We start from the raw sequence: 23,986 nt of genomic DNA on the forward strand, positions 1-23,986 counted from the left end.
GGCGCCGGTTGCCAACCTATGACGCCGGGCTTTCGACTTAGGATGGAGGGGTGCGTAGGGTCTTTGGAATTTTTTCGGCATCCACCGCGGCGGTGGTCTGCCTCGGGTTGCTCTCGGCCATCGGTGCCATCGGGCTGGCGGTGCTCATCGGGCGCGCCATCGATTCGCTGCGCGCGGATCAGCCCTTGGACGTCGGCTGGTATGTGGCGGTGGGGTACGAACTGCTGCTGGTGGCCGCCGCGGCGCTGCTTACCCCGGTGCTCATCGCCCGCTCCGGGCGCAAGCTCGGAGCGCTGCAGCGCCACCAGCTGGTACGCCACTATTTGGCCATCGGCCCGTTGGCGGTGCGCCGGCTCGGCGAGGGCGAACTGGTCGATGCCGCCATGGACGCGGTCGATCGCTCGGTGCGCTTCCGCACCAGCTTCATGGGTCCGGCCATCTGCGCGGTGGCCACCCCGGTGCTGGTGCTGCTCGGCATCGTGTTTTTCATCGATCCGCTCAGCGCCCTGATGCTGCTGCTGCCCACCATGCTGGTCCCGGTGCTGGTCATCGGCTTCCAAAGGCTTTTCCGCGGCTCATCGGGGGAATACCGCCGGGCCCAAGGGCTGCTCTCGGCCACCTTCCTCGACGGGTTGCGGGCGCTGACCATGCTCAAGCTCAACGGCGGGGCATCCTGGATGGGGCAGCGCATCGCGGTGGCCAGCGAAAGGGTGCGCCAGCAGGTGATGAAACTGCTGGCGCGGAACCAGCTGGTGCTGCTGGTGATCGACGCGAGCTTCGCGGTGCTGCTGCTGGCCACCGCCGCGCTGCTTGCCTGGTGGCGGGTGGGCAGCCTGGCGATCACCCCCGGGGAGGGGGCCGCCCTGGTGCTGCTCAGCTTCCTGATGCTCGCCCCGGTGAACTACGTGGGCAGCTTCTTCTACATCGGGATGACCGGCAAGGCGGCCGAGCAGAAAATTGAGAGCTTCATGGACACCGAGCGGCACCGTGCGGCGGCGAATCCGCTGCGCGTCGACCTGCGCGCCGACGCCTTGCAGCTGCTGGATCTCGGGGCCGGATACGAGGGGCACCCCGCGGCGCTGGAGCAGCTGAACTTCAGTTTCCCCGCCGGCTCGAAGACCGCGGTGATCGGGGCCTCGGGCAGCGGCAAAACCACCTTGCTGCGCGTGCTGCAGGGGCAGCTGGAGACCACCGCCGGAATCATCCACGACGGGCACCAGGCTTTGGGCCCGGCCACGCTGCGCTCGAATACGGCGGTGGTGGAACAGGGCACAACGCTCTTCGGGATCAGCCTGCGCGAGAACCTGCTGCTTGCCGCGCCGCAGGCCAGCGACGAAAAGCTGCGCGCGATGCTGCGCCGCGCCGGGTTGGCGCCGTGGTTCGCGCAGCAGGAAGCGGGGCTGGACACGGTGCTTGGCGAGGGCGGCGCAACGCTGTCCGGGGGCCAGGCCCAACGCCTGGCCATCGCCCGCGCGCTGCTGGCCGAGCGGCCCATCCTGCTGCTCGACGAGCCGACCAGCTCGCTGGATGTGCAGACCGAAGCCGAGGTGCTGGACACCCTGCGCGAGGTGGCGGCGGGGCTCACGGTCATCACCGTGACCCACCGCTTGGGGCTGCTCGCCGACTACGACCAGGTGCTGGTCCTGGATCGGGGGCGGATCGTGCAAGCCGGGTCCCGGGAGGAACTGCTGGGCACCGAGGGGTACCTGAAAACGGCGATGGAGAATTTCGGCCAGCGCGTCGCAGCGCTGGGCAGCCAACGCGGGAACGGGGCGAAATGATGAAACCGCACGGCCAGCAGCCAAGCAGCCTCGCCAGCGCCCGGTGGCTGATCGCCCAAACCCGGGACCTGCTGCCGCCGGTGCTGCTTGCCTGCCTGCTCGCCTGCCTCACCCGACTGGTCGCCTTGGCCATCTATCTCTTTGCCGGGCTGGGGCTGGTGGCGGCCATCGGCCTTCAGCTGCCCGCCGGGCTGCCGCGGCTTCCCTTCGGCCTGCTGGTGGCGGCGATTATCCTCGCCGGCCTGTGCAAGGGAGGGCTGCGCTATGCCGAACAGTATGTGGGCCACAAGGTCGCCTTCCTGGCCCTGGCCAGGCTGCGTTCAACCATGTACGAGGCCTACCAGCGGCAGGCGCCCTTCGCGGCGGCCAGCAAGAATTCCGGATCCATGCTGGCCAAGGCCACCCGCGATATCGACAAGGTGGAGGTATTCTTCGCGCATACCCTGCCGCCGGCCGCGGCAGCGCTGCTGGTCAGCGGCGCGGTGCTGGGCTGCGTCTACCAGGTCTTTGGCGGCACCGCGACGCTGATCCTCGCCGGCGGCTATCTGCTGGTCGGACTGCTGCTGCCGCTGCTCGGGGTCGGCGCGCTGCGCCAGGCGGCTGGCAGCGCCGCACAGGTGCGCGGCAGCCAGAACCGGATCATCATCGAATCCCTGGCGGGCATCGAAGTGCTCCACGCCTTCGGCGCCGGTGGGCGGATGCTCAAGCGCATGGATGAGGCCGGAGCGGCGGATACCCGGGAAGCCCACCGGGCCAGCTGGGTGACCGGGCTGCGCGCGGCGCTGAGCCAGATCGTCATCTGGGGCAGCGCGCTGGCCCTGCTGCTCACCGATTCCGTCCAAGGCACGGCGGCCACGATCATCCTGGTGGTGATCGCGGTCCCTTCCTTCGAGCCGGTGCGCGCCGTGGACGGGTTCGTGCTGGGGCTGCAGGGCTCCCTGGCGAGCGCTCGCCGATTGTTCGCCACCGCCAGCGCGCCACCGGCCGTGGCCGAGCCGAGCGAGGCGGGGGACCTGCCGGATACCGGGACGCTGAACGTCCAAGACCTCACCGTGCGGCACGGGCAGCGCGAAGTGGTGCAGCAGGTGGACTTCACGGTGGAGCCCGGGGAACTGGTGGCGCTGGTGGGCGCCTCGGGCTCCGGGAAATCCTCCATCGCCGCCGCGCTGGTCCGGGCGCTGCCGGCCGGCGGAAGGCTCAGCTTTGGCGGGGCGGCCCTGGATGCGGTACCGCTCCAGGCGCTGCGTTCGCGCATCGTAGTGGTCTCCCAGGAGGCGGTGATGGTCCGCGGCACGGTCCGCGAAAATCTGCTCTTGGGCACCACCGGAACTACCGACGAGGAACTCCGCGCGGTGCTTGAGGAGCTGGGTCTGGGCGAATGGCTGGAGCAGCAGCCGCAGGGCCTGGACACCCGGCTGGCGGACCGTTCCACCAGGCTTTCCGGCGGCCAGCGCCAGCGCTTGGCCCTGGCGCGCGCCCTGCTGCGGCACCCGGCGCTGCTGGTTATGGACGAATCGACCAGCGCACTGGATGCCGCGAGCGAAGCCCTGGTGCTGAAGGCGATAAATGAGCGCCGCGGATACGGGATGGGGGTGCTGATGATCAGCCACCGCCTTTCCATCGTGCAAGAGGCCAGCGAGGTGCTGGTGCTGCGCGAGGGGCGGGTGGTCGAAACCGGTTCCCCCCAACAGCTGCTGGCCGATGGCACCAGCGAGTTCCACCAGATGGTGCTGCGCGAAAACGATCGGATCAATACCGGGGCCTAATCCCTGACAAGTCCCGGCGCAGGCAGTAGGGTCGAAAACATGATGCGAATAGTAGTGATTCTGTTCCTGTTCGTGCTCGCCGCCGGGTTTGTGCTCACGGCGCTGCTGGCGGGAACTTCCGGCAACTGGGTGTGGTGGATCCTGGTGGCGCTCACCGCGGTGCTGGTGGCCGTGGGGATCCGGGATATGACACAGAAACGGCATGCGATCCTGCGCAACTTCCCCATTCTGGGACATGCCCGCTACCTGTTCGAATTCATCCGCCCGGAGATCCAGCAGTACTTCATCGAGCGGAACACCGACGGCACGCCCTTTGACCGCGACACCCGCTCGATGATCTACGCCCGGGCCAAGGGCGCCGACAGCCACAAGGCTTTCGGCACCGAGCTGAAGGTGAACGAGGTCGGCCACGAATACCTGCTGCATTCTAGCGCGCCGGTGGCTCCGAACAAGGAGCAGCACCGGGTGGAAATCGGTTCGAGCCAGTGCGCCCAGCCCTATGAGATGTCGCTGCTGAACATCTCCTCGATGAGCTTCGGGTCGCTCTCGGCCAACGCGGTGCTGGCGATGAACAAGGGCGCGGCCATGGGGGATTTTGTCCACGAGACCGGCGAGGGCGGGCTGACCAAATACCATCTGGAACACGGTGCGGACCTCTTCTGGGAGATCGGTTCGGGCTACTTCGGCTGCCGCACCCCCGAAGGCCGGTTCAACCCCGAGACCTTTGCGCAGAAGGCCAACCTCCCGCAGGTCAAGGGCATCACCATCAAGATGTCGCAGGGTGCAAAGCCCGGACTCGGCGGGGTGCTTCCGGCGGCGAAGGTGACCGCGGAAATCTCCGAGGCCCGCGAGGTGCCGATGGGCCAGGACTGCATTTCCCCGGCGAGCCACGCCGAATTCTCTACCCCGCGCGAACTGCTGGCCTTCGTTTCAAAGCTGCGCAAGCTCTCCGGCGGCAAACCGGTGGGAATCAAATTCTGCGTCGGTTCACGCACCGATGTGATGGCGATCTGCAAGGCCATGATCGAAACCGGGGTGCTGGTTGACTTCATCACCGTGGACGGTGCCGAAGGCGGCACCGGCGCCGCACCGCTGGAGTACGAAGACCATGTGGGGACACCCCTGACCGAGGGGCTGATGCTGGTCCACAACGTGTTGATGGGCGCCGGGCTGCGCCACGAAATCCGCTTGGCGGCGGCAGGGAAGATCGCCAACGGCTCGGATATCGTCAAGCGCCTGATCCAGGGCGCGGACTTCGCCTTTTCCGCCCGGCCGATGATGATGGCCACCGGCTGCATCCAGGCGCAGAAGTGCCATACGAACCACTGCCCGGTTGGCGTAGCGACGCAGAACAAGCGGCTCATGCGCGCCTTGGACGTCGAGGACAAGGGCCACCGGGTGTACAACTACCACCGGCTGACGGTCACCGAGGCGGGACAGATCATGGCGTCCATGGGCCTGCACGGTCCGGACCAGCTGAACACCCGGATGCTGCGGCGCCGGGTGAATCTCCAGTCGACCCGCTCCTACGCCTCGCTGTTCCACTGGCTGCAGCCCGGCGAGCTGCTGGAGAATCCTCCGGCCTCGTGGCGGGATGACTGGCAGGAGGCGGACGCGGATCACTTCGGCGAACACGCCCCGGTGCATTTCGGCCTCCCGAGCAGTGTGGCGCTGGCCCCGGCCCGCCGGCTCAGTGAACCCGGCGAAGCGGTGAAGGCCACGCGCGTGGAGCCGCGCGATTCGCAGAAGGTCCATCCGGTGCCCAGCGATGTCACCCGGCCCGAAGGCCAGCCAGGGTCCTGAACCGAAGCTACTCGCCCATGAGCGCCAGCAGCGCCGCGGCGTTGACCTCGCCCGGCGCTGCGGGTTGCCAGCTGGGATTCCGGTCCTTGTCGATGACCTGGGCGCGGATGCCTTCGGCCAGGTCGGGCTGGTGCATCAGGTGCGCCGCCAGGCGCAGCTCCCGGTCCAGGGCGCCGCGCAGGTTCTGCTCGGCGCGGGCCGCACGCACCGCATGGAACGCCGCGGCCACGCTCGTCGGGGAGTTCGCAGATATCATCTCGGCCGCGCGCCGCGCGCCGGGGTGGACCATGGACTGCAAACGCTCCAGGACCGCGTCCGGGCTCTCGGCGCCGAAGGCGTAATCGATCCAGCCCTGTTCGATTTCCAGCCGGCGGGATTCGGGAACCGCGTGGAGCACCTCGAAGGCCGCGGCGATCTCTGCGGCGCCCAGGCCGATCAGGTCATCGAGCTCATCAACTATGGACGCGGCGAGGGATTCGCTAATGACCGCGTCGGCGAAACCCAGGAAGACCGCGTCCGCGCCGCTGAAGGAAGTGGCCGTCATGGCGAAGTATTCGCCGAAGTGCCCCGGCGCGTTGGCCAGCAGGTGGCTTCCGCCAACATCCGGGGTGTAGCCGATGCGCGCTTCGGGCATGGCCAGCTTCGCGTCGGCGGTGACCAGACGCACCGGTGCGTGGCTGGCCAGGCCGATGCCGCCGCCCATGGTGATCCCGTGGGCCAGCGTAATCAGCGGCTTGGGGTAGACCGAAATCAAGTGGTCGGTGCGGAACTCCAGGGCGAGCAGTTCCAGGAAGTCCGCGTGCCGGCCACCGGTGATCGCGGCATGGAAGTCGGCGATATCTCCTCCGGCGCAGAACCCCCGCTCGCCGCGTCCGGTGAGCAAAACGAGCCCGATCTTCGGGTCCTCGGCCCACAGGTGCAGGACCCGATGCAGCTCCTGGAGCATGGACAAGGTCAAGGCGTTGAGTTTGCCCGGACGGTTCAGTTCAAGATGACCTACCGGTCCGTGCACTGAGGCTACGACAAGTTCTTCCACGATCGCCCTTTCCGAGGCTGCCTACCGATGACCGCTTTCCAGCCTAGTCGGAAAGGATCTGTGTGAGCCGGTCCAAAACGAGGGCAACCTTGGGCTTCTTCGAATTCTCTGGCTTCAAGGCGAAAATCGAGCGGGCGAGCCGGATTTCCGGTGCGTCGACAATACGCAGGCCGGCGGGGGCCTGGGTCATGGCCAGATCCGGCACCAAGGCGGCGCCGAGGCCCGAGGAGACCAGATTCAGCGAAGCGTTAAAATCGTCGCAGTAGGCCGCAACCTGCGGGTGGATGTTGTACGAGGCGAAGAGCCGGGAGATCAAGGTGGCATCCGAGGTGCCCGGGTGGTGGAAGATCCATGGCCATTCGGCGAGCTGGTCCACGGTCAGCTGGGCGTCGTCTGCGATCGGCCACGAGGCGGGGATGACAACGCGGAACTGGTCATCGCCCAGCCAGGCGCGCTCCAGCGAGGCGGGCCAGCTCAGTCCGCCGGGTCCCACCTGGAAGATGAGCGCGAGGTCCAGGTCCCCGCCGTTGCCCAGGCCGGCGACGGTTTGCTGGGGTTCGCCGATCCACAGGCGCAGATTGATGCCCAGGGAGTTCCAGTCTTCGCTGGTCAATAGCTTGGGAAGTGCGTAGGTGGCCAGGGACGGGAAGATGCCGAGCTTGATCTCTTCACGGTCTGTGGAATCCGTGGAGATGGTTGCTACGTCGGCCATCAGGGCGTCGAGGTCGGTGAGCACGCGCTTGGCGTGGCGCACCATGCGCAGCGCCCCGGGCGTGGGGGTGATGGAGCGGGCACCACGCAGGAACAACGTGGTTCCGGTGCTGCGTTCTAAGGCGGTCATCTGTTGGGAGACGGCGCTGGCAGTGTAGCCCAGCCGGGTTGCGGCTGTGGCAAAGGAACGATGCGCCACCACTTCGAGCAGGGTGCGCAGATGAACTGGATTGATCACTTCTAAAGTCTAAACGCTGAAGCCTAAGGGATGCTTAGTCAGTGAGCTAGTCCTCATCTTCGTCGGCATTGGACTCTTCGGTGAATTCGTTATCCAGTTGCGCCTCGGTTTCCAGATCGTCATCGAGCAGGTAGGCGCGTGTAGCCAACGGGTCGATGTTCCGCATCGTTTCGGGCGAATCGCTGGAGCCCTCATAGGCTTGCGAATCGCGGCCGTCGTCGGGCTCGTAGATGTCGTTCCCGTATTCGGGTGCGAAGTCGGTTGGTTCAAAATCCTTGGTCATCACGTACTCCTCCACAGAATGCGAGGGACCCGACGAGAGCCGGGGTTATCCCTCATGACTTCTCGTAATCACAGCCTAGGCCGGGAAGGCGCACAAGGAAAGACTTGTATTTTCGCGCTTCTCAGTGATTGTGTTCGGCGTAGTGCTCCAGCAGCGGAGCGGCCCGGTAGGCCAGGTGGGTGTGGAGCGCGAAGGTGGTTTCGGATCGGGTGACACCCTTGATCCGCAGGATCTGCCGCAGCCCCGACTGCAACTGGTGGGTATCGGTGGCGATCAGCCGCACCCAGACATCTCCACGGCCGGAGGTTTCGTGGATTTCCAGCACGTTGGGAATCTGCCGCAGCGAGGTCACCACGGTATCGAGGTCGCGGTGCAGCACTTCCAAGGTGACGAAGGCCAGCACGTCGTAGCCGAGTTTTGCCAGGTCGAGGTCGCGGCCGCCTTCGCGCAGCACATCCGCGCGCTGCAGGCGGCGAAGACGTGACTGGGCGGTGTTGCGGGCCACGCCAACTTCGTCGGCGAGATCGGAGATTTGGATCCGCGGATCCCGGATCAACGCCAAGAGAATTTTCAGATCGACGTCATCCAAACGCACCATTTGCTCACTCCTAGGACCCGCGGGGGCCAAGTTTTTGACTATTTTGCTCAAACTCTAACAAGTTAAGAACCGAAGTGTCCTTGTTTGGCGGATATTTATGAGTGAACGATCTAGATCAGTAGACATTTTCTTACAGATCGCTCAACTAGCCGGTGGGGTAGCGAGCAACCCCACCGCTAAAAACTTTCTAGTGCAACAACCTGGCGACATCCTTTGGACCACCCGCCTTTTGGGAGACCCCATGTCGGTAATCAGCGAACTGCGCATGCAGCCGGTTCGAACCAGGCCACTGACCTGGAACCCGGGCACCACCACGCGGCTGAGCATCACCGTGCTGGTGAGCTTCACCTTGCTGGTGGGCGCGAATTTGGCAACGCCGCTCTATCCGCAGCTGCAGGCCGAACTCTCCCTGGGCGCCATGGGGACCACCATCGCCTTCGCCAGCTACGTCTGTTCGCTGATGTTCTTCCTGTCCATCGTGGGCCACTGGTCCGATCACATCGGCCGCCGGGCCGCGCTGGTGCTCGCCATCATCATCTCGCTGGTGGGCACGCTGAGCTTCGGTGCGGCTTCAGCCCTGTGGGAACTGTGCCTCGGGCGCGGCCTGCAGGGGGCCGGGGTGGCCCTGGCCACCGGGGCCAGCGCCGCGGCGCTGCGCGAGCTGCTGCCGCATAAGCCCGAATGGGCCTCGCGCTTCACCCTGCTGGCCTCCTCCGGAGGCGTGGCCTTCGGCCCCTTGCTCGGCGGCGTGCTGGCCTTGCTGCCCGGCGGACGGACAACGGTGTTCACCGTGCAAGCGGTGCTGCTGCTCGCAACACTCATTCCATTGGTCGCGCTGCAGGCGCGCCCGGCCATTGCCATGGCCGAGCGCGGGCAACGGCACCGCGCGCTGGCCCCGCGCCGGCTGGGGATCCCGCGCGAGGCGCGAACCAAATTCTGGATGGGTGCGCTGGTCGGATTCTTGAGCTTTGCCGTGTTCGGCTTCGCCTTGTCCTTGGCTCCGGGCTATTTCGCGCAGGTTTTCGAGCTGACCTCGCTGCCGATGATCGGACTGGTCGCGGGTCTTCCCTTGGGGATCTCGGCGCTCTCCCAGGTAGTGATCCGCGGCGGCCAGCGCCTGCTGCCGCTTGGCTTGCTGCTGCTGGCCGCCAGCACCATTGGCCTCGTGGTGGCCGCCGAGCTCGGTTCGCTCTGGCTGGCCATGCTGGCGCTGGCGCTGATCGGCCTGGGGCAGGGAATCGCGTTCCGAACCGCGTTCAGCGGCGCGGTTAATGCCGTGTCGGCTTCCTTGCACGCCCAGACCGTGTCGACCATCTACCTGGTGACCTACCTCGGCAGCGCGCTGCCGGTGATCGTCTTGGGTTGGGCGGTGGGGGTCTATGGCCAGGAACTGAGCATTCTGGTCTTCAGTGTGCTCTGCGCGCTGCTGGCGCTGCTCCTCACCGGGTGGTCCGTGGCCTCATTGGCGAAGGACCGCACCGCTCGGGCATAGCCCAGAATCGCTGAGTGCTTCCGTCTCTCCGCCCGGCCGCGCGGACCGCGCGGCTACCACGGGGGCGTTAAAACAGAAGCAATCCACCCCGGCGTCCGGCCAGGCACCGCTTTGGTGCGTGGCCGGTTCCTTTCGGGGCGGATCGCTGTGGCGCTAGGCCGACGACGAGATTGCCGGCCCGGTGCGCATCAGCCCGCGGTAACCAACCGGCAGGCCTGTGCGGTGAGGTTGACCGAATTCAACCGGTCCTCTTCGAGCAATGGGTGGTGCACGGTGATCAGCTCGTCCGCCTGGGCGGTTTCGGCGAAATCGGCAAGGTATTCGGCCACGTTATCCCCGGTTCCGATGGCGGTGAAGCGCATCATGTCCAGGATCTGTTCGGCCTGCGGGGTATCCATCACCATGTCGAGTTCGGCTTCGGTGAATTCCTTCTTTGCGTTGCGGCCCAAGAAGGACGCGACGCGGTGGCGTTCGGAGGCCACCTTGAGCTCGTGGGCGTGCTGCACGCTTTCGGCGGCAATCACTCCGACGCCGACAATGACATATGGTTCGGCCAGCTGGGCCGACGGCTTGAACTGCTCGCGATAGGTCTTGACCGCCTGCTGCAAGGCCGCCGGAGCGAAATGCGAGGCGAAGGAATAGGGAAGGCCGAGCTGCGCGGCAAGCTGCGCGCCGAAGAGCGAGGAGCCCAGAATGTACAGCGGAACGTTGGTGCCCGCCCCCGGGATGGCTTGCACACCCGGGATGCGTGACTCGCCGGCGAGATAGGCCTGGAGCTCCAGCACATCGTGCGGGAAGGAGTCGGCGGACGAGGCGTCGCGCCGCAATGCGCGCAAGGTGGTCATATCGGTGCCCGGGGCGCGTCCCATTCCCAGGTCGATACGATCGCCGAAGATCTCGGCCAGGGTGCCGAATTGCTCGGCAATCACCAGCGGCGAATGGTTGGGGAGCATGATGCCGCCAGAACCCAAACGGATGCGTTCGGTGTGGTGGGCCACGTGGCTGATCAACAGGGAGGTCGCGCTGGAGGCGATGGTCGGCATGTTGTGGTGCTCGGCGTACCAAACACGTTCATAGCCGGTGCGCTCAGCAAGCTGAGCGAGGCGTACAGATGACTTGAAAGAGTCGGAAATGGTGCTATTAGGTGCAACCGGGGCAAGGTCCAGAATCGAAAGCTTCACGGTTAGTACAACCCACCGAGGTGCGGGACTATTCCGTGAAGCCCGATAAACGTGAAAACGGCGTCTTCCCGGATAATTCCGGGAAGACGCCGTTGACGCTAATGTCTAGGGGCTATTCGCCTAAGACGCTTTAGAGTCCGCGGATGTCCGCTGCCTGAAGACCCTTAGGGCCCTCAACTACTTCGAACTCAACCTTCTGGCCTTCTTCCAGGGTACGGAAGCCCTGGGTCTGGATGGCGGAGAAGTGAGCAAAGACGTCAGGATCTCCGCTGTCTGGAGCGATGAAGCCGAAGCCTTTTTCAGCATTAAACCACTTGACGATACCGGTTGCCATTATACTATTTGGTCCTTTCAGACGTTCCTCACCGATTTTTTGGTGAGCTTGGTTGTAATCCACGAGAGACGTTGAAACCGAAGTTCCCTCGTCCTACGAAGCAGCCAAGTCATTCACTTCACGTCTAGAAGGGGTTCGCGCCAACCATGCGGATCGACATTCACAAACTTCTAAAGGGTTCTTCGCGAATTACTTTGGAACTACACTGCCTAGCCTACGTCGAGATTCGCAACTTTTGAATAACTTTGACCTAATTAATCTAGATTTTCGGAAAGTGTCCCAAATCGTTTACCGAGTAGCGGGTTTGATGATTCGAGCCACCACGATTGCGGCGACCAGGGCCAGCACCGCCGCGATGCTCGAGGTGATGAGCACCCCGTGGTCAAAAGCGTGGGCCGCGGAGGCCAAAAGCGCCTGCGCCTGATCGGCGGGCAGCCCCTGCGCAATCTGGTGCGCGCCGCTCAGGGTTTCCACGGCCGCTTGGGTCGCCGCGGCGTCGAGCGCCTCCGGAACCTTGAGCTGCGCGGCATAGACGGTATTCAAAATGGTGCCGAGCACGGCCACCCCGAGCACCGCTCCGACCTCATAGGCGGTTTCCGAGATTGCCGAGGCCGCCCCCGACTTCGAGGCGGGCACCGCGGTGAGCACCATGTCATTGGACAGGGTCTCGGACATGCCCACCCCGATTCCCAGGACGCAGAAGGCCGCCATGAGCCAGAAGACATCTCCGGAAGAGCCGGCGAAAACGACCACCGCGTAGGCCACGGCCGAAAGCATCAGGCCGCCGACCATGATGGCCGGTGCGCCGAAGCGCGCGGCCAGCGGGACCGAGACGAGGCCGAAGACCATCGTCAAGACCAGGCCCGGGGTCATCAGCAGGCCGGCATCGAGCGGGCTGTACCCGGCGATGAGCTGCAGATGCTGGGAAACGAAGTAGATGAAGCCCACCAGCGAGAAGACGCCGATCAGGTTCACCGTCAGCGCTCCGGAGAACGCGGCATTGGAAAACAGGCGCACGTCGATCATCGGGTTGGCGGCGGCCAGCTGCCGGCGCACGAAGCCCACCCCGCTGGCAACGGAGAGCGCTACGGCGCCAATGACCACGTACAGCGGCTCGGTGGTGAAGGACTTGATCGCGTAGACGAAGGGCAGCAAGGTGAAGATGACCAAAACGATGGACAGCGGATCGACTCGCCCGGGATTCGGGTCCTTGGATTCGGGCAGGAGCAGCAGGCCGCCGATGAGCAGCGGCAGCAGCATCGGAACTGCCAGCAGGAAGACCGAACCCCACCAGAAGTGCTCCAGAAGGAGTCCGCCGATGATGGGGCCGAGGACCGCTCCGCCGGAGAACGCACTGGCCCAGATGGCAACCGCGGTCCGGCGTTCTTTGGCGTCCGGGAAGATATTGCGGATCAAGGAGAGCGTGGCCGGCATCAGCATGGCACCGAAAATACCGAGCAGGGCGCGGGCGAGCACCAGCTGGAAAGCGTCGGTGGCGAAGGCCGCCAACGCGGAGATCAGCGCGAATCCCGTGGCACCGATCAGCAGCACCTTGCGTCGGCCAATCCGGTCACCCAGGAAGCCCATGGGGACCAGCAGTCCCGCGAGGATCAGTGGGTAGATGTCGATGATCCATAACAGTTGCGTACCGCTAGGCGATAGCGCACCCGAGATGGCGGGAACCGCGAATGACAGCACCGTATTGTCCACGGAGACGAGTAGTACCGGGAAAAGCAGTACGGTCAGAGCGGCCCAGCGGCGCGAACGACTCAGCGTGGAGGCGCGTTCGGTGATCTGTGAGCTCATGGGATTGGCCTTTGAAATTAGTGCGTAGGAAATTGGGGTGTGGTTTCACCCTCAAGAGTAACTATACCGTCCGGTTGGTATAGTTACCATCGAATGTAAGGTTAAATCCGTCACCGTCTAAATTCCTAAGGAGATTCATGGCCCGTCCACCTGCGGCACGCACGAAGGTACTGGATGCTTATATCTCGCTGCTCTGCGAAGAAGGGGAACGCGCGGCAACCCTCGAAGCCGCCGCGACACGAGCAGGAGTTTCAAAAGGCGGACTGCTTTACCACTTTGCCTCGAAGGAAGCGCTCGCCGCCGGGGTGATCGAGTCCACCGAGGAGCACGTCCAATTGGATCTCGATCGGATGCACGAGGCCGCAGAGGGCGCCTCGGTTTATTACGTGCAGACCTCGGCGGAAGTCGACACCGAATTGGACCGCCATCTGGTCGCGGTGCAGCGCCTGGCGCAGGCTGGAGTCGGCAGCGCCGCGGCGATGCTCGAGGACGTGCACGCCCGGTGGCTGCAGCTAATCCTCGACGAAGTGGGGGACCCGGCGATCGCGCATCTGGTCATCCTGATTGGCGAGGGGCTCTATGCGCATCTGGCCATGCCCGGCTCCTGGTATCAAAGCAATTTTGAGGGTCGGCTCAAAGAATTACTAGAATTGGTCCCGCAACTCAAAAAGTTGAAAGAACTCAACGAATAATTCTGCAGGGATGTGTCACATGGCCGAAGACGGCACAAGGAACCGGCTCAAAGGCCGTATCGGGGCGCTGCTTGGCATCTTGCTGATGGCCCTGTCGCTGCGCGCGGCGGTAGTGTCCGTGCCGCCGCTGCTGGCCCGCATCCAAGAAGATATCGAGTTCACCGAATTCACCACCGGGCTGCTGGCCATGCTGGCACCGATCTCATTCGCCGTCTTAGGGCTGTTGACCCCGCGGCTGATTCGGCTCTGGGGCCTGGAGCGTACGCTGGTCATCGCGGTCGCGCTGGCCGTGGCCGGACAGCTGGCACGGCCATTGATGCCCAATGTCTATCCCTTCCTGGCCTTGTCCATTGTCACCCTGGCCGGTTACGGCATGGGCAACGTGGTGCTGCCGCCGTTGGTGAAAAAATACTTCCCGGACCGCATCGGCGTTGTCACCAGCGGATACGTCACGATGATCGCCATCGGCACCTGGCTGGCGCCGCAATTCTCGGTTCCCTTCGCCAATGTCGGCAGCTGGCAGACCTCGATCGGCTCGTGGGCCCTGTTGTCCGGGATCGTGCTGATCCCCTGGATGATGCAGCTGTTTGCGGACCGCCGCGTGGAGCGCCCGGAGGCGGCATTGCCGGCGGCCGGGGGACACGAGATCGCGCGGATCAACCCGTGGAAGTCCAAGGTCGCCTGGGGGCTGGCCATCTTCCTTGCCGGCAACTCAGCGCAGACCTATGTGTACTTCACCTGGCTGCCGCCGTACCTGTACGCCCAGGGCCTGGACGAGGCGGCCAGCGGAAATATGCTCGCGCTCTTCGCGATCCTCGGATTGCCGGTGGCACTGCTGGTCCCGCTGTGGGTTCCGCGCTTGAAGAACCCGATCATCGCGGTGGGCGTGTTCACCGCCTGCTGGATTACCGGCCACCTCGGAATCTATCTTTCCCCGACCCAGGGAACCTGGTTCTGGGTGTCGATGGCGGGCCTGGGCCAGGGCACCTTCGCCATTGCGCTGTTGATGATGAATCTGCGCTCGCGCACCACCTACGGTTCGGGCGTGCTTTCGGGCTTCGCCCAGGGCCTGGGCTATGCCGGTGCCGCCATCGTTCCGATGCTCTTCGGCGTCGTGCAGCAGGCCAGCGGATCCTGGGGCGTGGCCTTCTCGATGCTCGGGGTGTGCATCGTGGTGATGCTGCTCGGCGCGGTGATCATCAATCCATCGCGCACCATCGAGGACAGCGCGCCGGGTGCCGAAAACGAGGGCAAGCTCGAACGCGTGGACTAGGCGGAACTAGAAATGCCGTTGCGGTCCGTTCTCCGGTGGGGATCCCGGGGTAGGCCGGTGCCAGTGTCCGGCCGCCAGCGGGATGCGCCAGCCGAACTTCAGCGAGGCCAGCCGCGTGGCAAAGGTGAGCGCCGCGATGCCCACGCCGACCATGGGGTTGAAGAGCTCAAAGCTCCAGCACACCGCGGTGAGGATGCCGCCGATCATCGCCGGGATCGCATAGATGTCCCGCGGGTTGAACAAATCCGGGGTGACATTGGAAATGACATCACGCATCAGCCCGCCGCCCACCCCGGTAATCATCCCTAGCAGCACCGCGGTGACCGGATTAAAATCGTGCTGCAGGGCCTTGAGCGTGCCGGTCATGCAGAACAAGCCCAGTCCCGCGGCATCGAAGACCAGCACCAGGCGGTGAAGTTTTTGGATGGCGGGAGTAAAGCCATAAACGAGCAACGCGGCCAGCACCGGCGGCAGGAAATAAATGGGATGCCCGAAGGTGGCCGGGGATTCGTTCAGGATCAGGTCGCGCACCACACCGCCGCCCAGACCGGTGACGCCGCCGAGGAATACCGAACCGAGCATGTCAAAACCGCGGCGGGCGGCCATCAGCGAGCCGGCGACGGCGAAAAAGAAAATGCCAACGAGTTCGATGACAATGAGCATGAAGTGGCCCTCAGCGAGTTGGAGTGGAAGCAGATGCAGAGCTCATTATTCTCCGAGTTCCTGCGCGCGAATAATCGTGGAAAGTTTTACTAAGGTATTCAGGTTGCGCGTGGTGATAATCCGCTGGCGCGCCTGCGCGGTGACAAGCTTCGAAACCGGGGTTTCAAGGCTTTGGCCCTTTGGGCTGATCCAGCACAAGCTCCTGGCGCGCACCGCCACCACCGTAGCATCGGCGAGCGGGGCCGCCGCGGCATATAGTTCCTGGGCATCGCGCTCACTGGCGCACAGGGTCAGGTAGCGGTGGAACTCGGCAGCTGCCTCGGGCACCGGCACCGGGAAGTCGGCGGCGAGTTCGTGGACTTCGGCGGCGCTGAAAGCCAGCGCCGGAATGGGGCGGCCGTAGTAGTCGGCCAGCAATTGCTCGCAGTGCGCACGCAGCTCGGGCGCCGCGCCGTGCGGCGCGTCGAGGATAGCATTGCCGCTGGCGAGCACGGTTTTAACCGGGCCGTAGCCGGCCTCGCCGAGCAGTGTGGCGAGATCTTTCATCAAAACTTTGACCCCGCCGACGTTAACCCCGCGCAAGAACAATACGAACTTTGCCATGGCACCATCCAAGCTCACCGAGTTAGCGCTTGTCGAGGGTCGTTCTTGGCCCGAAATATGACTAGGATCGAACACATGCTTCAGCACATGCCCTTTGGTTCCTGGCCCTCGACCATCTCAGCTGCGCAAGTAGCGGCTGGCACTAAACCGCTCGGCGGAGCCTGCTTCTTCGGAGACAAGCTGATCGTGCAGGAAGGCCTGCCCGCGGAGGGCGGACGGGTGACCCTTGTCGAGTATGGGCGCAGCGCTGCCGCGGCGGGGCGTCAGCTGATCGCGGCGCCGTACAACGTGCGCTCGCGGGTGCATGAGTACGGGGGTGCCAGCTGGCTGCTGCTCGAAGGGGCGGTCCCCGCGGTGGTCTTTGCAAACTTCGAAGACCAGCGCGTCTACCTGAAGGTGCTGGCCAATGAAGAGCCGGTGGCGCTGACCCCGCCAAGCATGATCGACGGCGATCCGGCACTGCGCTTCGCAGAATTCGTTCCGGGGCCGGCGGGCCAGGTGCTGGCAATTATGGAAGACCTGCGGGCCGAACCGGTGCGCCATATCGTGGAAATCCCGCTGGACGGCAGCGCCAGCGAAGATCTGGCGGCCATTCGACTGCTCAGCGCCCCGGAGCGGTTTGTCGCCGGGCCGCGGCTGAGCCCGGATGCCACGCATCTGACGTGGATCAGCTGGGAACACCCGGATATGCCCTGGGATGCGACCGAACTCCACCTCGCCGAATACACCGAGCAGGGAACCTTACAGGGCTCGGTGATCGCCGGAGGCCCGGAGATCTCGGTCATGCAGCCCGAATGGACCGACGATGACCGGCTGACCTTCATCTCGGATGCCTCGGGATGGTGGAATCCCTACACCTACCAGCTCAGTTCCGGGCGCACCGTGCGTCTGGTTGACCGTGCCGCAGAGTTCGCAGGTCCGCTGTGGCAGGTAGGCACCGGATGGTATCTGAACGAAAATCAGCAGACGCTGTTGTGTTCCTACGGAACGGGCACGACCAAGCTGGCACGGGTGCATACGATTACCGGGGGACTGGAAGACCTCGCCTTGCCCTTCACCCGGGTGCGTCCGCTGGCGTTGCAAGATGGGTGGCTGTTGGCCGGCACCTCTTCGCTGACCCAAGGCGAAGAGATCTCCTTGATCAACGTGGAGACCCTGGAGCACCGGTCGGTGACCCGGTCGATCGCCGAGCTGCCAGAGCCCGCCATGCTTCCGGAAGTCGAAGAATTTGCATGCGCCAACGCGGCCGGCCAGGCGGTCCACGCGCTGCTCTACAAGCCCCGCCAAGAAGGCTTTGCGGGAGCAGAAGGGGAACTGCCCCCGTATGTCACCTTCGTGCACGGCGGGCCAACCAGCCAAGCGGTCGCAACGCTGAGCGCCACCGTTGCCTACTACACCTCGCGGGGCATCGGTGTGGTGGACGTGAACTATGGTGGCTCCACCGGTTATGGCCGGGATTATCGAAACCGGCTCCGTGGCGCGTGGGGTGTGGTCGACGTGGCGGACACCGTGGCGGTGATCAAGGCGCTCATCGCCCGGGGACTTGCCGATCCGGCAAGGATCGGCATCGAAGGAGGCAGCGCCGGCGGCTGGACGGTGCTGTGCGCGCTGACCTTCTCCGAGGTCTTCACCGCCGGCATCAGCCGGTACGGCGTCTCGGACCTGGTGGGATTGGTGCAGGATACCCACGACTTCGAATCCCAGTACATGTTCTCCTTGGTCGGTCCCTACCCGGAAGCGGCAGAGCTGTACGAAAAGCGGGCGCCTATCAACCATGTGGAGAAGATTTCCTGCCCGGTGCTGCTCCTCCAGGGCGATGAGGACAAGGTGGTCCCGCCGGCTCAATCACAGGTGGTGGCCGACGCGTTGGCCAAGCGGGGGATTCCGCATGCTTACATCCTGTTTGCCGGAGAACAGCATGGCTTTCGCAAGTCGGCAAATATCATCAAGGCGCTAGAAAGCTCGCTGTCGTTCTATGCACAGATCTTCGACTTCGCGGTGGACGTGCCAGCGATCGAGCTGACTTAGTCTTCGGGTCCCTGCCAGGAGGTGCGCAAGCGATCAATTTCGCGGCGGTCCTTCTTGGTGGGGCGCCCGGTACCCCGGTCGCGGATCGGAACCTGCGGGATGACGACCTTCTCGCGGGGCGGGGTGTGGTCCAGATAGCATTTGACGGCTACTGGCGCGCCGACGCGCTTAGAAATGAGCCCGGTGACCTCAAGGTCCCGGTCCCAGCCGTCCTTGCGGACCCGGATGCGGTCCCCGGGAACGACGATCTGCGATGCCTTGACCGGATCCCCATTGAGCCGAACATGACCGGCGCGGCAGGCGCTGGTTGCCGCCGAGCGAGTCTTGTACATGCGCACCGCCCAGAGCCAGGCGTCAAGACGGACCTTGCCGCCGGTGGGAATTTCGACCATAGGTCAAAAGTCTAGATCACCGTGGGGTTAGTTGTTGTTTGCGTTGGCATCATCGCAGGCCTGCACCAGGCGATCTTGCAGTGCTTGCGGCGCCTGGTCTCCCGAACTTGCCAGTTCCTTGAGCACATCGACTATTGGCTGCGGCAAACCGCCGCCTTCAACCGAACCGATGATGGAACTGAGCACGCGCAGTTCTCCGGCATCTATGCTGCCATCCTGGATCGGCGCACAGGCCTGGCGGACCATCTCCGTGGCGGCAGCGTCGGTGAGCTGCGTGGCAGCCGACGTGGCGGTGTCTTCCAGCACGGAACAACCAGCGGTCACCATGATGAGCGACGATACTGCGAGTATCGCGGCTGACTTTCGAATTGCTACATTCCCCATAGCTAGCAAGTCTAGCGTCCAAGTTTTAGGATCTGCTGGGTGTGAACCGAGTTGATCATCTGAAGATTAAGCTCTTTGGGGCACAATGGTTCGGTGAGTAGCACAGAGCAGAAGATCATTGAACAGCTGGCAGCCGAACTATCTGGAGACTCCAAAGTCGCGGTCTGGCAGGTTAATGCGGCCGTGGAACTTTTGGACTCGGGGTCAACGGTTCCATTTATTGCAAGGTACCGAAAAGAAGTCACCGGGATGCTCTCGGACACGCAGCTGCGTTTGCTCGAAGAACGCCTGCGGTACTTGCGAGAACTCGAAGAACGCCGCGTCACGGTCCGCGAAGCCATCAGCGAAGCCGGAAAACTAACCGATCAGCTTGACGCCGCGATTTCGGCGGCTGCCACCAAGGCCGAGCTGGAAGACATCTACCTTCCGTTCAAGTCCAAGCGGCGGACCAAGGCGCAGATAGCTCGTGAAGCTGGGCTGGAACCGTTGGCGGATTTGCTGCTTGGCGATCGGAGCACCGATCCGCAGGTGGCCGCGGCCGCTTACCTCAACGTCGAAGCCGGCTTCGGCACCGAGCTGGATGTGCTTTCCGGTGCCCGTTCGATCGTGACCGAGCGGGTTTCCCAGGATGTCGCCTTGGCTTCCGAGCTTCGCGAGCGGCTGTGGAAGTCGGGCAAGATCGGGGCCAGCGCCGCGGCCGCCGCTACTGCTGAGGCGCAAGGTAAATACAAGGACTACCTCGACTATGTGGCGAACCTGGATTCGCTGCCTTCGCACCGAGTGCTGGCCTTGCTGCGCGGCGAACGCGACGGAGCGCTGAAACTGCAGTTCGCCGAGGCGGATCCGCGCGATGAGCAAGCGCTCGCCGCGGCCCGCACCGGCTACGAAAACGCCATCGCTTCCTCCCTCGGAATTTCCACCAGCCCCGATGCACCGGCCGCTAGTTGGCTGGCGCAGACCGTTCGTCTGGCATGGAAGGCCCGGCTGCTCACGCGATTTGAATCCGATCTGCGCGCTCGCCTCTTCGAAGCGGCCGAGGATGAATCGGTGAAGATTTTCGCGGCCAACCTGCGCGATGTGCTGCTGGCCGCGCCGGCGGGAAGCAAGGCGGTGCTCGGCCTCGACCCGGGTCTGCGCACCGGGGTGAAGGTCGCGGTAGTCGATCTCACCGGAAAGGTCGTAGATATAGCCACCATCTACCCGCATGCCCCGGCTAATCGGTGGGACGAGTCGGTGAAGACGCTGACCAAGTTGGCGCAGAAGCACGGTACCTCGCTGATTGCCGTGGGCAACGGCACCGCGGGACGCGAAACCGATCGCCTGGCCGCAGAGGTCATCAAGGCACTGGGCGGCAAGGACCTGTCCAAGGTCATCGTGTCCGAGGCCGGAGCGTCCGTCTACTCTGCCTCAGAACTTGCCAGCCAGGAACTACCGGACCTGGACGTGTCGATCCGCGGCGCGGTGTCCATTGCCCGGCGCCTGCAGGATCCCTTGGCCGAGCTGGTCAAGATCGATCCGAAGTCCATCGGCGTGGGCCAGTATCAGCACGATGTGGGGGCCACGAAACTGGACCGTGCCTTGGACGCTGTCGTGGAGGACTGCGTGAATGCGGTCGGCGTGGACGTAAATACCGCGTCCCCGGCGCTGCTTTCCCGCGTGGCGGGTGTGGGTCCCTTGCTCAGCCGGAATATCGTCGATCACCGCAACGCCAATGGGGCTTTTGCCACGCGCAAGGAGCTGCTGAAGGTGCCGCGTCTGGGCGCCAAGGCCTTCGAGCAATGCGCCGGCTTCTTGCGTATCACCGGTGGCAAGGAACGCCTGGATGCCTCCTCGGTACATCCCGAAGCGTACGCGCTGGCCAATAAGCTGCAGCAGGCTGCCGAAAGCCAGGGACGGCGTTTAGAAGAGCTGAACCCCGCCGACTTCACCACCGAGCAGTTCGGCGAGCCGACGATACGGGATGTCATTGCAGAACTTCGCCGTCCGGCGCGTGACCCCCGCGGCGAATTCGTTACGGCCGCATTGCGTGAAGGCGTGGAAACACTTTCCGACGTCAAGCCGGGGATGATCATGGAGGGCACCGTGTCCAACGTGGCAGCCTTCGGCGCGTTCGTAGATTTGGGCGTGCACCAGGACGGACTGATCCATGTCTCGGCGATGAGCAACAAGTTCATCTCCGATCCGCGCGAAGTAGTCAGCTCGGGACAGATCGTCAAGGTGAAGGTCCTCGAAGTCGATGCGACGCGCAAGCGCATTTCGCTCACCTTGCGTTTGGACGACGAGCTGCCGGGCGAGAAAACGACGCCAGAACAGACAAGGCCGCGCGGTCAGGGTGGGCCCCGGTCCAACGGCGGGCCAAGCAAGCGGGGCGAGCGTGACCAGGAGGGGAATCGGAAGGCGGCGCCGGCAGCCAGCGCCAATACGGCCATGGCCGAAGCGCTGCGCCGCGCAGGGCTGGGGAAATAGGTAGGACCCAGGTGGTTGTTGCCCTTGCCTTTGTTAGCATCGGCTCAATTAACTACTGGTCAACGCTAAAGTATGCGCTAATTACCCTCGTGATAAGTGTGTCCGAACTTCGGTGACAAGCAGGAAAATGAGTCGTAGTCTGTAGACATGGAACTTACAGGAAAACTGGCAGAGGCCTTCAACACTCAGTTAACTCTCGAATTGACAGCTGCGACCGTTTACCGTCAGCTGGCAGTGGAAATGGACGTTATGAGCCTTTCCGGCATTGCCGGTTGGTTCCGTGCGCAGGCGGCCGAAGAAGTAGTGCATGCGGAGAAGTTCATGACTCACATGACCGACCGTGATGCCCGCCCAAAGATCGGCGAACAGCCGGCACCGGTGATGAACGTCAAGACCGTTGTCGACGCTTTCACCGTTTCGCTGTCCCACGAGCGCAAGGTTTCCGAAGCAATCCGGGAACTCTACCGACTGGCACAGACCGAGGGCGACATCGATTCGATCCCGATGCTGAACTGGTTCATCGAGGAACAGGTCGAAGAAGAGGCCACCGTTTCCGAGATTCTGGACCGGCTCAAGCTCGTCGGAGACGACGGCAGCGGCATTCTGCGACTGGACCGTGAGCTCGGGGCACGTACGTCGGCCGGCGAATAAAACTTCAGGAAGATAAAAACTCTTCAAACATGAAATAAACTTAGGGAATCAGCTAATTGCTGGTTCTCTAAGTTTTTCTATATCGAGGTGGTTGTGAACCAATTGGGTTATCCGCATCCTTCGGCTCGGACGTCGTCACCGACGCATACGCACCGCACGACGGCAGAGCTGAAACTACGTAAGGGTGCCGGGCGACACTACCTTGTGCAGAGCAATCTGAGCTCGGGAACGGAACTTGCGCTCGTTGAAGTGCGCGGCTCCTGGGCGCATGTTTACGTTCACCGAATCTATGGGTGGCTGCCGAATATCTATCTTGAACCGATTCCGGCGGCCATTGAGGAAAACGTTGAAGGCAATCCTGAAGTAGATAGCGGTTCGCGGGTGCTTTCGCGCTATTCGCTGATCGAGGCAACGCACCTCACCACCGCGACTCTCAATCTGCGCCAGGGCAGCGGCACGGGATATCCGGTACTCAAAGTCGTCGAACAGGCGAGCAAGGTGCGGATGGTGCTGCAACAGGGACTGTGGTCGCAAATCCAGTTTGGCCAACTGCTGGGCTGGGTCCCGAGCATGTATCTGCAGACCTTGCCGTCGCGTCCGGCCAAGGGCGGGCTCATCGCGGTTCCCAACCAACGGGCTCTGACGACCATTCAACTCAATGCCCGACGCGGACCTGGAGACCACCACTCTTTGGCGCGCATTTTGCAGGCCGACACCGCCGTGGTGATCGTGGCCCGCCAGGGTGCCTGGCGGCAGATCGACCGCGACGGTGAAGAAATGTGGATTCCAGCCAGCCAACTGCGGACCGTCTACTAAGCGGTCAGCAGATCCGCTGAGGTAATGAGCCCTGTCTCTGCTGCGATGACTGCCAGCTGAACTCGGTTCGAAACGCCGAACTCGTCCATGATCCGGGCCAAATGCAATTTCACCGACCCTTCGCTGATGTGCGTTGATCGCGAAATCTGGATGTTCGTCATACCTGACGCGACACCACGCACGAGTTGCCTGTCGCGATCACTCATTTTGTCAATGATTGCTTGATTCTGGGATCGCCTGGCGAATCGCAGCGGCTTCTCCCAACCTTCGGAGGGCTGGGCAAATAGTTGATAGCCGGCGGCGACCATGCGAAGCGCGCTGGGCAGCTCGGCGCTAATCGAATTCTTCGAAATCAGTCCGGAACTACCCGACTCGTAGGCCTTCGCGAGTTCCGCGCGCCCGTATGAATTGGCGAGCAGCACGACCTTCGTCGATGGTGCTTGGGACGTAATATCCTGGATGGCGAGATGGATATCGGTGCCGCTAAGTGAGTACTCAAGAATCACGATGTGTGGGGTAAAGCTCACGGCATTTTGCACTGCTTCATGCATCGAGTCCGAGATTTTCTCGATCGTAATGTCATTGGCCGATGCTAAAACAGCGGAAATCCCTGCGCGCGAAAAATGATCGCTATCGGCCAAATGGACTCGAATAGGGGGCAAGGGGCATCATCCTTATTCAGAAAATACTCAGGTTGAGGTGCAACAGATCGCCCCTTCATGTCCCCACATGAGTTCATCCATTGCTTGTAGTGTAATCCTATAGCCATGTGGCTAAAAAAACACTCCGACAGTCGGCTGTTAAGTCTCAAATCAGACACGGTTTTCACAATGGACCTCCACCTAAGCGGTGTCAATACCTAATTTTGATGAATTTCAATTGAAGTGTATATGTCAGCTACCGACGGGTAACCCATATCAGCTAGATTTTTTAGCCAAGTGGCCAAGATTAATAACCTGAATTAGCAAAGAATTAGCTGAAAGAAACCT

Annotated in this window: 22 protein-coding genes; 10 read left to right on the forward strand and 12 right to left on the reverse strand. The window is 63.3% G+C overall.

Annotated elements, in window-relative coordinates; translation table 11 throughout:
• Positions 1–50 precede the first annotated feature (50 nt).
• From CQ015_RS15820 to CQ015_RS15830, 3 genes are read left to right on the forward strand one after another with little or no spacing between them, the layout of a single operon-like run.
• Positions 51–1,781: an ABC transporter ATP-binding protein/permease gene (locus CQ015_RS15820; protein WP_105650601.1), complete on the forward strand. Its 1,731-nt coding sequence runs from the start codon at positions 51–53 to the stop codon at positions 1,779–1,781.
• Entirely contained in the window at positions 1,778–3,547 is a 1,770-nt protein-coding gene (locus tag CQ015_RS15825) for an amino acid ABC transporter ATP-binding/permease protein (protein ID WP_105650602.1), read from the forward strand. The genes CQ015_RS15820 and CQ015_RS15825 overlap by 4 nt, the downstream gene beginning before the upstream one ends.
• Before the next feature lie 39 nt (positions 3,548–3,586).
• A complete protein-coding gene (locus CQ015_RS15830; protein ID WP_105650603.1) occupies positions 3,587–5,350 on the forward strand; it encodes an FMN-binding glutamate synthase family protein in 1,764 nt (587 codons plus the stop codon).
• A gap of 7 nt (positions 5,351–5,357) precedes the next feature.
• Here the strand turns inward: CQ015_RS15830 and CQ015_RS15835 are convergent, their stop codons facing one another.
• The 4 genes from CQ015_RS15835 to CQ015_RS15850 form a co-directional block, all read right to left on the reverse strand.
• On the reverse strand, positions 5,358–6,386 hold the full coding sequence (locus CQ015_RS15835; protein WP_258138692.1) for an enoyl-CoA hydratase/isomerase family protein: 1,029 nt from the start codon (positions 6,384–6,386) through the stop codon (positions 5,358–5,360).
• A 43-nt stretch (positions 6,387–6,429) separates the two neighbouring features.
• Positions 6,430–7,335 carry a LysR family transcriptional regulator gene (locus CQ015_RS15840; protein WP_096286746.1) on the reverse strand — a complete coding sequence of 302 codons (906 nt, stop codon included), beginning with the start codon at positions 7,333–7,335 and terminating at the stop codon, positions 6,430–6,432.
• 46 nt (positions 7,336–7,381) lie between these two features.
• Positions 7,382–7,618, reverse strand: a complete 237-nt coding sequence (locus tag CQ015_RS15845; RefSeq protein ID WP_096286748.1) for a hypothetical protein — start codon at positions 7,616–7,618, stop codon at positions 7,382–7,384.
• A gap of 121 nt (positions 7,619–7,739) precedes the next feature.
• Complete coding sequence (locus CQ015_RS15850; RefSeq protein ID WP_096286750.1) at positions 7,740–8,216, reverse strand: Lrp/AsnC family transcriptional regulator; 477 nt, start codon at positions 8,214–8,216, stop codon at positions 7,740–7,742.
• Between the two features lie 241 nt (positions 8,217–8,457).
• On the opposite strand from CQ015_RS15850, the gene CQ015_RS15855 reads away from it, so the two are divergent.
• Positions 8,458–9,708, forward strand: coding sequence for an MFS transporter (locus CQ015_RS15855; protein WP_105650605.1), 1,251 nt, complete (start codon positions 8,458–8,460; stop codon positions 9,706–9,708).
• A 188-nt stretch (positions 9,709–9,896) separates the two neighbouring features.
• Here CQ015_RS15855 and CQ015_RS15860 read toward each other — a convergent pair whose 3' ends face one another.
• The 3 genes from CQ015_RS15860 to CQ015_RS15870 form a co-directional block, all read right to left on the reverse strand.
• Positions 9,897–10,889 (reverse strand): LLM class flavin-dependent oxidoreductase, encoded by a 993-nt coding sequence (locus tag CQ015_RS15860; RefSeq protein ID WP_105650606.1) that lies wholly within the window; start codon positions 10,887–10,889, stop codon positions 9,897–9,899.
• A gap of 130 nt (positions 10,890–11,019) precedes the next feature.
• Entirely contained in the window at positions 11,020–11,223 is a 204-nt protein-coding gene (locus CQ015_RS15865; protein WP_096286756.1) for a cold-shock protein, read from the reverse strand.
• Positions 11,224–11,511: 288 nt separating this feature from the next.
• Positions 11,512–13,029: an MFS transporter gene (locus CQ015_RS15870; protein ID WP_105570257.1), complete on the reverse strand. Its 1,518-nt coding sequence runs from the start codon at positions 13,027–13,029 to the stop codon at positions 11,512–11,514.
• Between the two features lie 137 nt (positions 13,030–13,166).
• Here CQ015_RS15870 and CQ015_RS15875 point away from each other — a divergent pair, with 137 nt between their 5' ends.
• Together CQ015_RS15875 and CQ015_RS15880 are read left to right on the forward strand one after the other, a co-directional pair.
• Positions 13,167–13,721 (forward strand): TetR/AcrR family transcriptional regulator, encoded by a 555-nt coding sequence (locus CQ015_RS15875; RefSeq protein ID WP_096286760.1) that lies wholly within the window; start codon positions 13,167–13,169, stop codon positions 13,719–13,721.
• 19 nt (positions 13,722–13,740) lie between these two features.
• Complete coding sequence (locus CQ015_RS15880; protein WP_105650607.1) at positions 13,741–14,994, forward strand: CynX/NimT family MFS transporter; 1,254 nt, start codon at positions 13,741–13,743, stop codon at positions 14,992–14,994.
• Positions 14,995–15,000: 6 nt separating this feature from the next.
• Here CQ015_RS15880 and CQ015_RS15885 read toward each other — a convergent pair whose 3' ends face one another.
• Both CQ015_RS15885 and CQ015_RS15890 read right to left on the reverse strand, forming a co-directional pair.
• Positions 15,001–15,657, reverse strand: coding sequence for a trimeric intracellular cation channel family protein (locus tag CQ015_RS15885; RefSeq protein WP_096286765.1), 657 nt, complete (start codon positions 15,655–15,657; stop codon positions 15,001–15,003).
• A gap of 45 nt (positions 15,658–15,702) precedes the next feature.
• Positions 15,703–16,260, reverse strand: coding sequence for a DUF1697 domain-containing protein (locus CQ015_RS15890; protein WP_105650608.1), 558 nt, complete (start codon positions 16,258–16,260; stop codon positions 15,703–15,705).
• 75 nt (positions 16,261–16,335) lie between these two features.
• On the opposite strand from CQ015_RS15890, the gene CQ015_RS15895 reads away from it, so the two are divergent.
• Positions 16,336–18,288, forward strand: coding sequence for a prolyl oligopeptidase family serine peptidase (locus tag CQ015_RS15895; RefSeq protein WP_105650609.1), 1,953 nt, complete (start codon positions 16,336–16,338; stop codon positions 18,286–18,288).
• Here CQ015_RS15895 and CQ015_RS15900 read toward each other — a convergent pair.
• Together CQ015_RS15900 and CQ015_RS15905 are read right to left on the reverse strand one after the other, a co-directional pair.
• Positions 18,285–18,680, reverse strand: coding sequence for an RNA-binding S4 domain-containing protein (locus tag CQ015_RS15900; protein ID WP_105650610.1), 396 nt, complete (start codon positions 18,678–18,680; stop codon positions 18,285–18,287). The genes CQ015_RS15895 and CQ015_RS15900 overlap by 4 nt on opposite strands.
• Positions 18,681–18,707: 27 nt before the next feature.
• Positions 18,708–19,064, reverse strand: a complete 357-nt coding sequence (locus CQ015_RS15905; protein ID WP_105650611.1) for a hypothetical protein — start codon at positions 19,062–19,064, stop codon at positions 18,708–18,710.
• A gap of 93 nt (positions 19,065–19,157) precedes the next feature.
• Between CQ015_RS15905 and CQ015_RS15910 the strand changes: the two genes are divergently transcribed.
• From CQ015_RS15910 to CQ015_RS15920, 3 genes are all read left to right on the forward strand, one after another.
• The gene (locus CQ015_RS15910; RefSeq protein WP_105650624.1) at positions 19,158–21,530 is read left to right on the forward strand and encodes a Tex family protein; all 2,373 of its coding nucleotides are present in this window, start codon (positions 19,158–19,160) and stop codon (positions 21,528–21,530) included.
• Between the two features lie 147 nt (positions 21,531–21,677).
• Positions 21,678–22,181 (forward strand): ferritin, encoded by a 504-nt coding sequence (locus CQ015_RS15915; RefSeq protein ID WP_096286777.1) that lies wholly within the window; start codon positions 21,678–21,680, stop codon positions 22,179–22,181.
• 204 nt (positions 22,182–22,385) lie between these two features.
• Complete coding sequence (locus tag CQ015_RS15920; protein ID WP_105650612.1) at positions 22,386–22,997, forward strand: SH3 domain-containing protein; 612 nt, start codon at positions 22,386–22,388, stop codon at positions 22,995–22,997.
• Here CQ015_RS15920 and CQ015_RS15925 read toward each other — a convergent pair.
• Positions 22,994–23,638: a response regulator transcription factor gene (locus CQ015_RS15925; protein ID WP_181150446.1), complete on the reverse strand. Its 645-nt coding sequence runs from the start codon at positions 23,636–23,638 to the stop codon at positions 22,994–22,996. The two genes, CQ015_RS15920 and CQ015_RS15925, sit on opposite strands and share 4 nt — an antisense overlap.
• Positions 23,639–23,986 lie beyond the last annotated feature (348 nt).

The organism is Arthrobacter sp. MYb221 (assembly GCF_002979835.1).
In the GTDB taxonomy this organism is placed as follows: domain Bacteria; phylum Actinomycetota; class Actinomycetes; order Actinomycetales; family Micrococcaceae; genus Glutamicibacter.

Excerpts from the sequence above, each read along its gene's own strand:
- CQ015_RS15905 (WP_105650611.1), bottom strand. The coding sequence starts at position 19,064 with ATGGGGAATGTAGCAATTCGAAAGTCAGCCGCGATACTCGCAGTATCG.
- CQ015_RS15880 (WP_105650607.1), top strand. The coding sequence starts at position 13,741 with ATGGCCGAAGACGGCACAAGGAACCGGCTCAAAGGCCGTATCGGGGCG.
- CQ015_RS15885 (WP_096286765.1), bottom strand. The coding sequence starts at position 15,657 with ATGCTCATTGTCATCGAACTCGTTGGCATTTTCTTTTTCGCCGTCGCC.
- CQ015_RS15825 (WP_105650602.1), top strand. The coding sequence starts at position 1,778 with ATGATGAAACCGCACGGCCAGCAGCCAAGCAGCCTCGCCAGCGCCCGG.
- CQ015_RS15870 (WP_105570257.1), bottom strand. The coding sequence starts at position 13,029 with ATGAGCTCACAGATCACCGAACGCGCCTCCACGCTGAGTCGTTCGCGC.
- CQ015_RS15850 (WP_096286750.1), bottom strand. The coding sequence starts at position 8,216 with ATGGTGCGTTTGGATGACGTCGATCTGAAAATTCTCTTGGCGTTGATC.
- CQ015_RS15875 (WP_096286760.1), top strand. The coding sequence starts at position 13,167 with ATGGCCCGTCCACCTGCGGCACGCACGAAGGTACTGGATGCTTATATC.
- CQ015_RS15895 (WP_105650609.1), top strand. The coding sequence starts at position 16,336 with ATGCTTCAGCACATGCCCTTTGGTTCCTGGCCCTCGACCATCTCAGCT.
- CQ015_RS15865 (WP_096286756.1), bottom strand. The coding sequence starts at position 11,223 with ATGGCAACCGGTATCGTCAAGTGGTTTAATGCTGAAAAAGGCTTCGGC.
- CQ015_RS15830 (WP_105650603.1), top strand. The coding sequence starts at position 3,587 with ATGATGCGAATAGTAGTGATTCTGTTCCTGTTCGTGCTCGCCGCCGGG.
- CQ015_RS15890 (WP_105650608.1), bottom strand. The coding sequence starts at position 16,260 with ATGGCAAAGTTCGTATTGTTCTTGCGCGGGGTTAACGTCGGCGGGGTC.
- CQ015_RS15900 (WP_105650610.1), bottom strand. The coding sequence starts at position 18,680 with ATGGTCGAAATTCCCACCGGCGGCAAGGTCCGTCTTGACGCCTGGCTC.
- CQ015_RS15915 (WP_096286777.1), top strand. The coding sequence starts at position 21,678 with ATGGAACTTACAGGAAAACTGGCAGAGGCCTTCAACACTCAGTTAACT.
- CQ015_RS15855 (WP_105650605.1), top strand. The coding sequence starts at position 8,458 with ATGTCGGTAATCAGCGAACTGCGCATGCAGCCGGTTCGAACCAGGCCA.
- CQ015_RS15845 (WP_096286748.1), bottom strand. The coding sequence starts at position 7,618 with ATGACCAAGGATTTTGAACCAACCGACTTCGCACCCGAATACGGGAAC.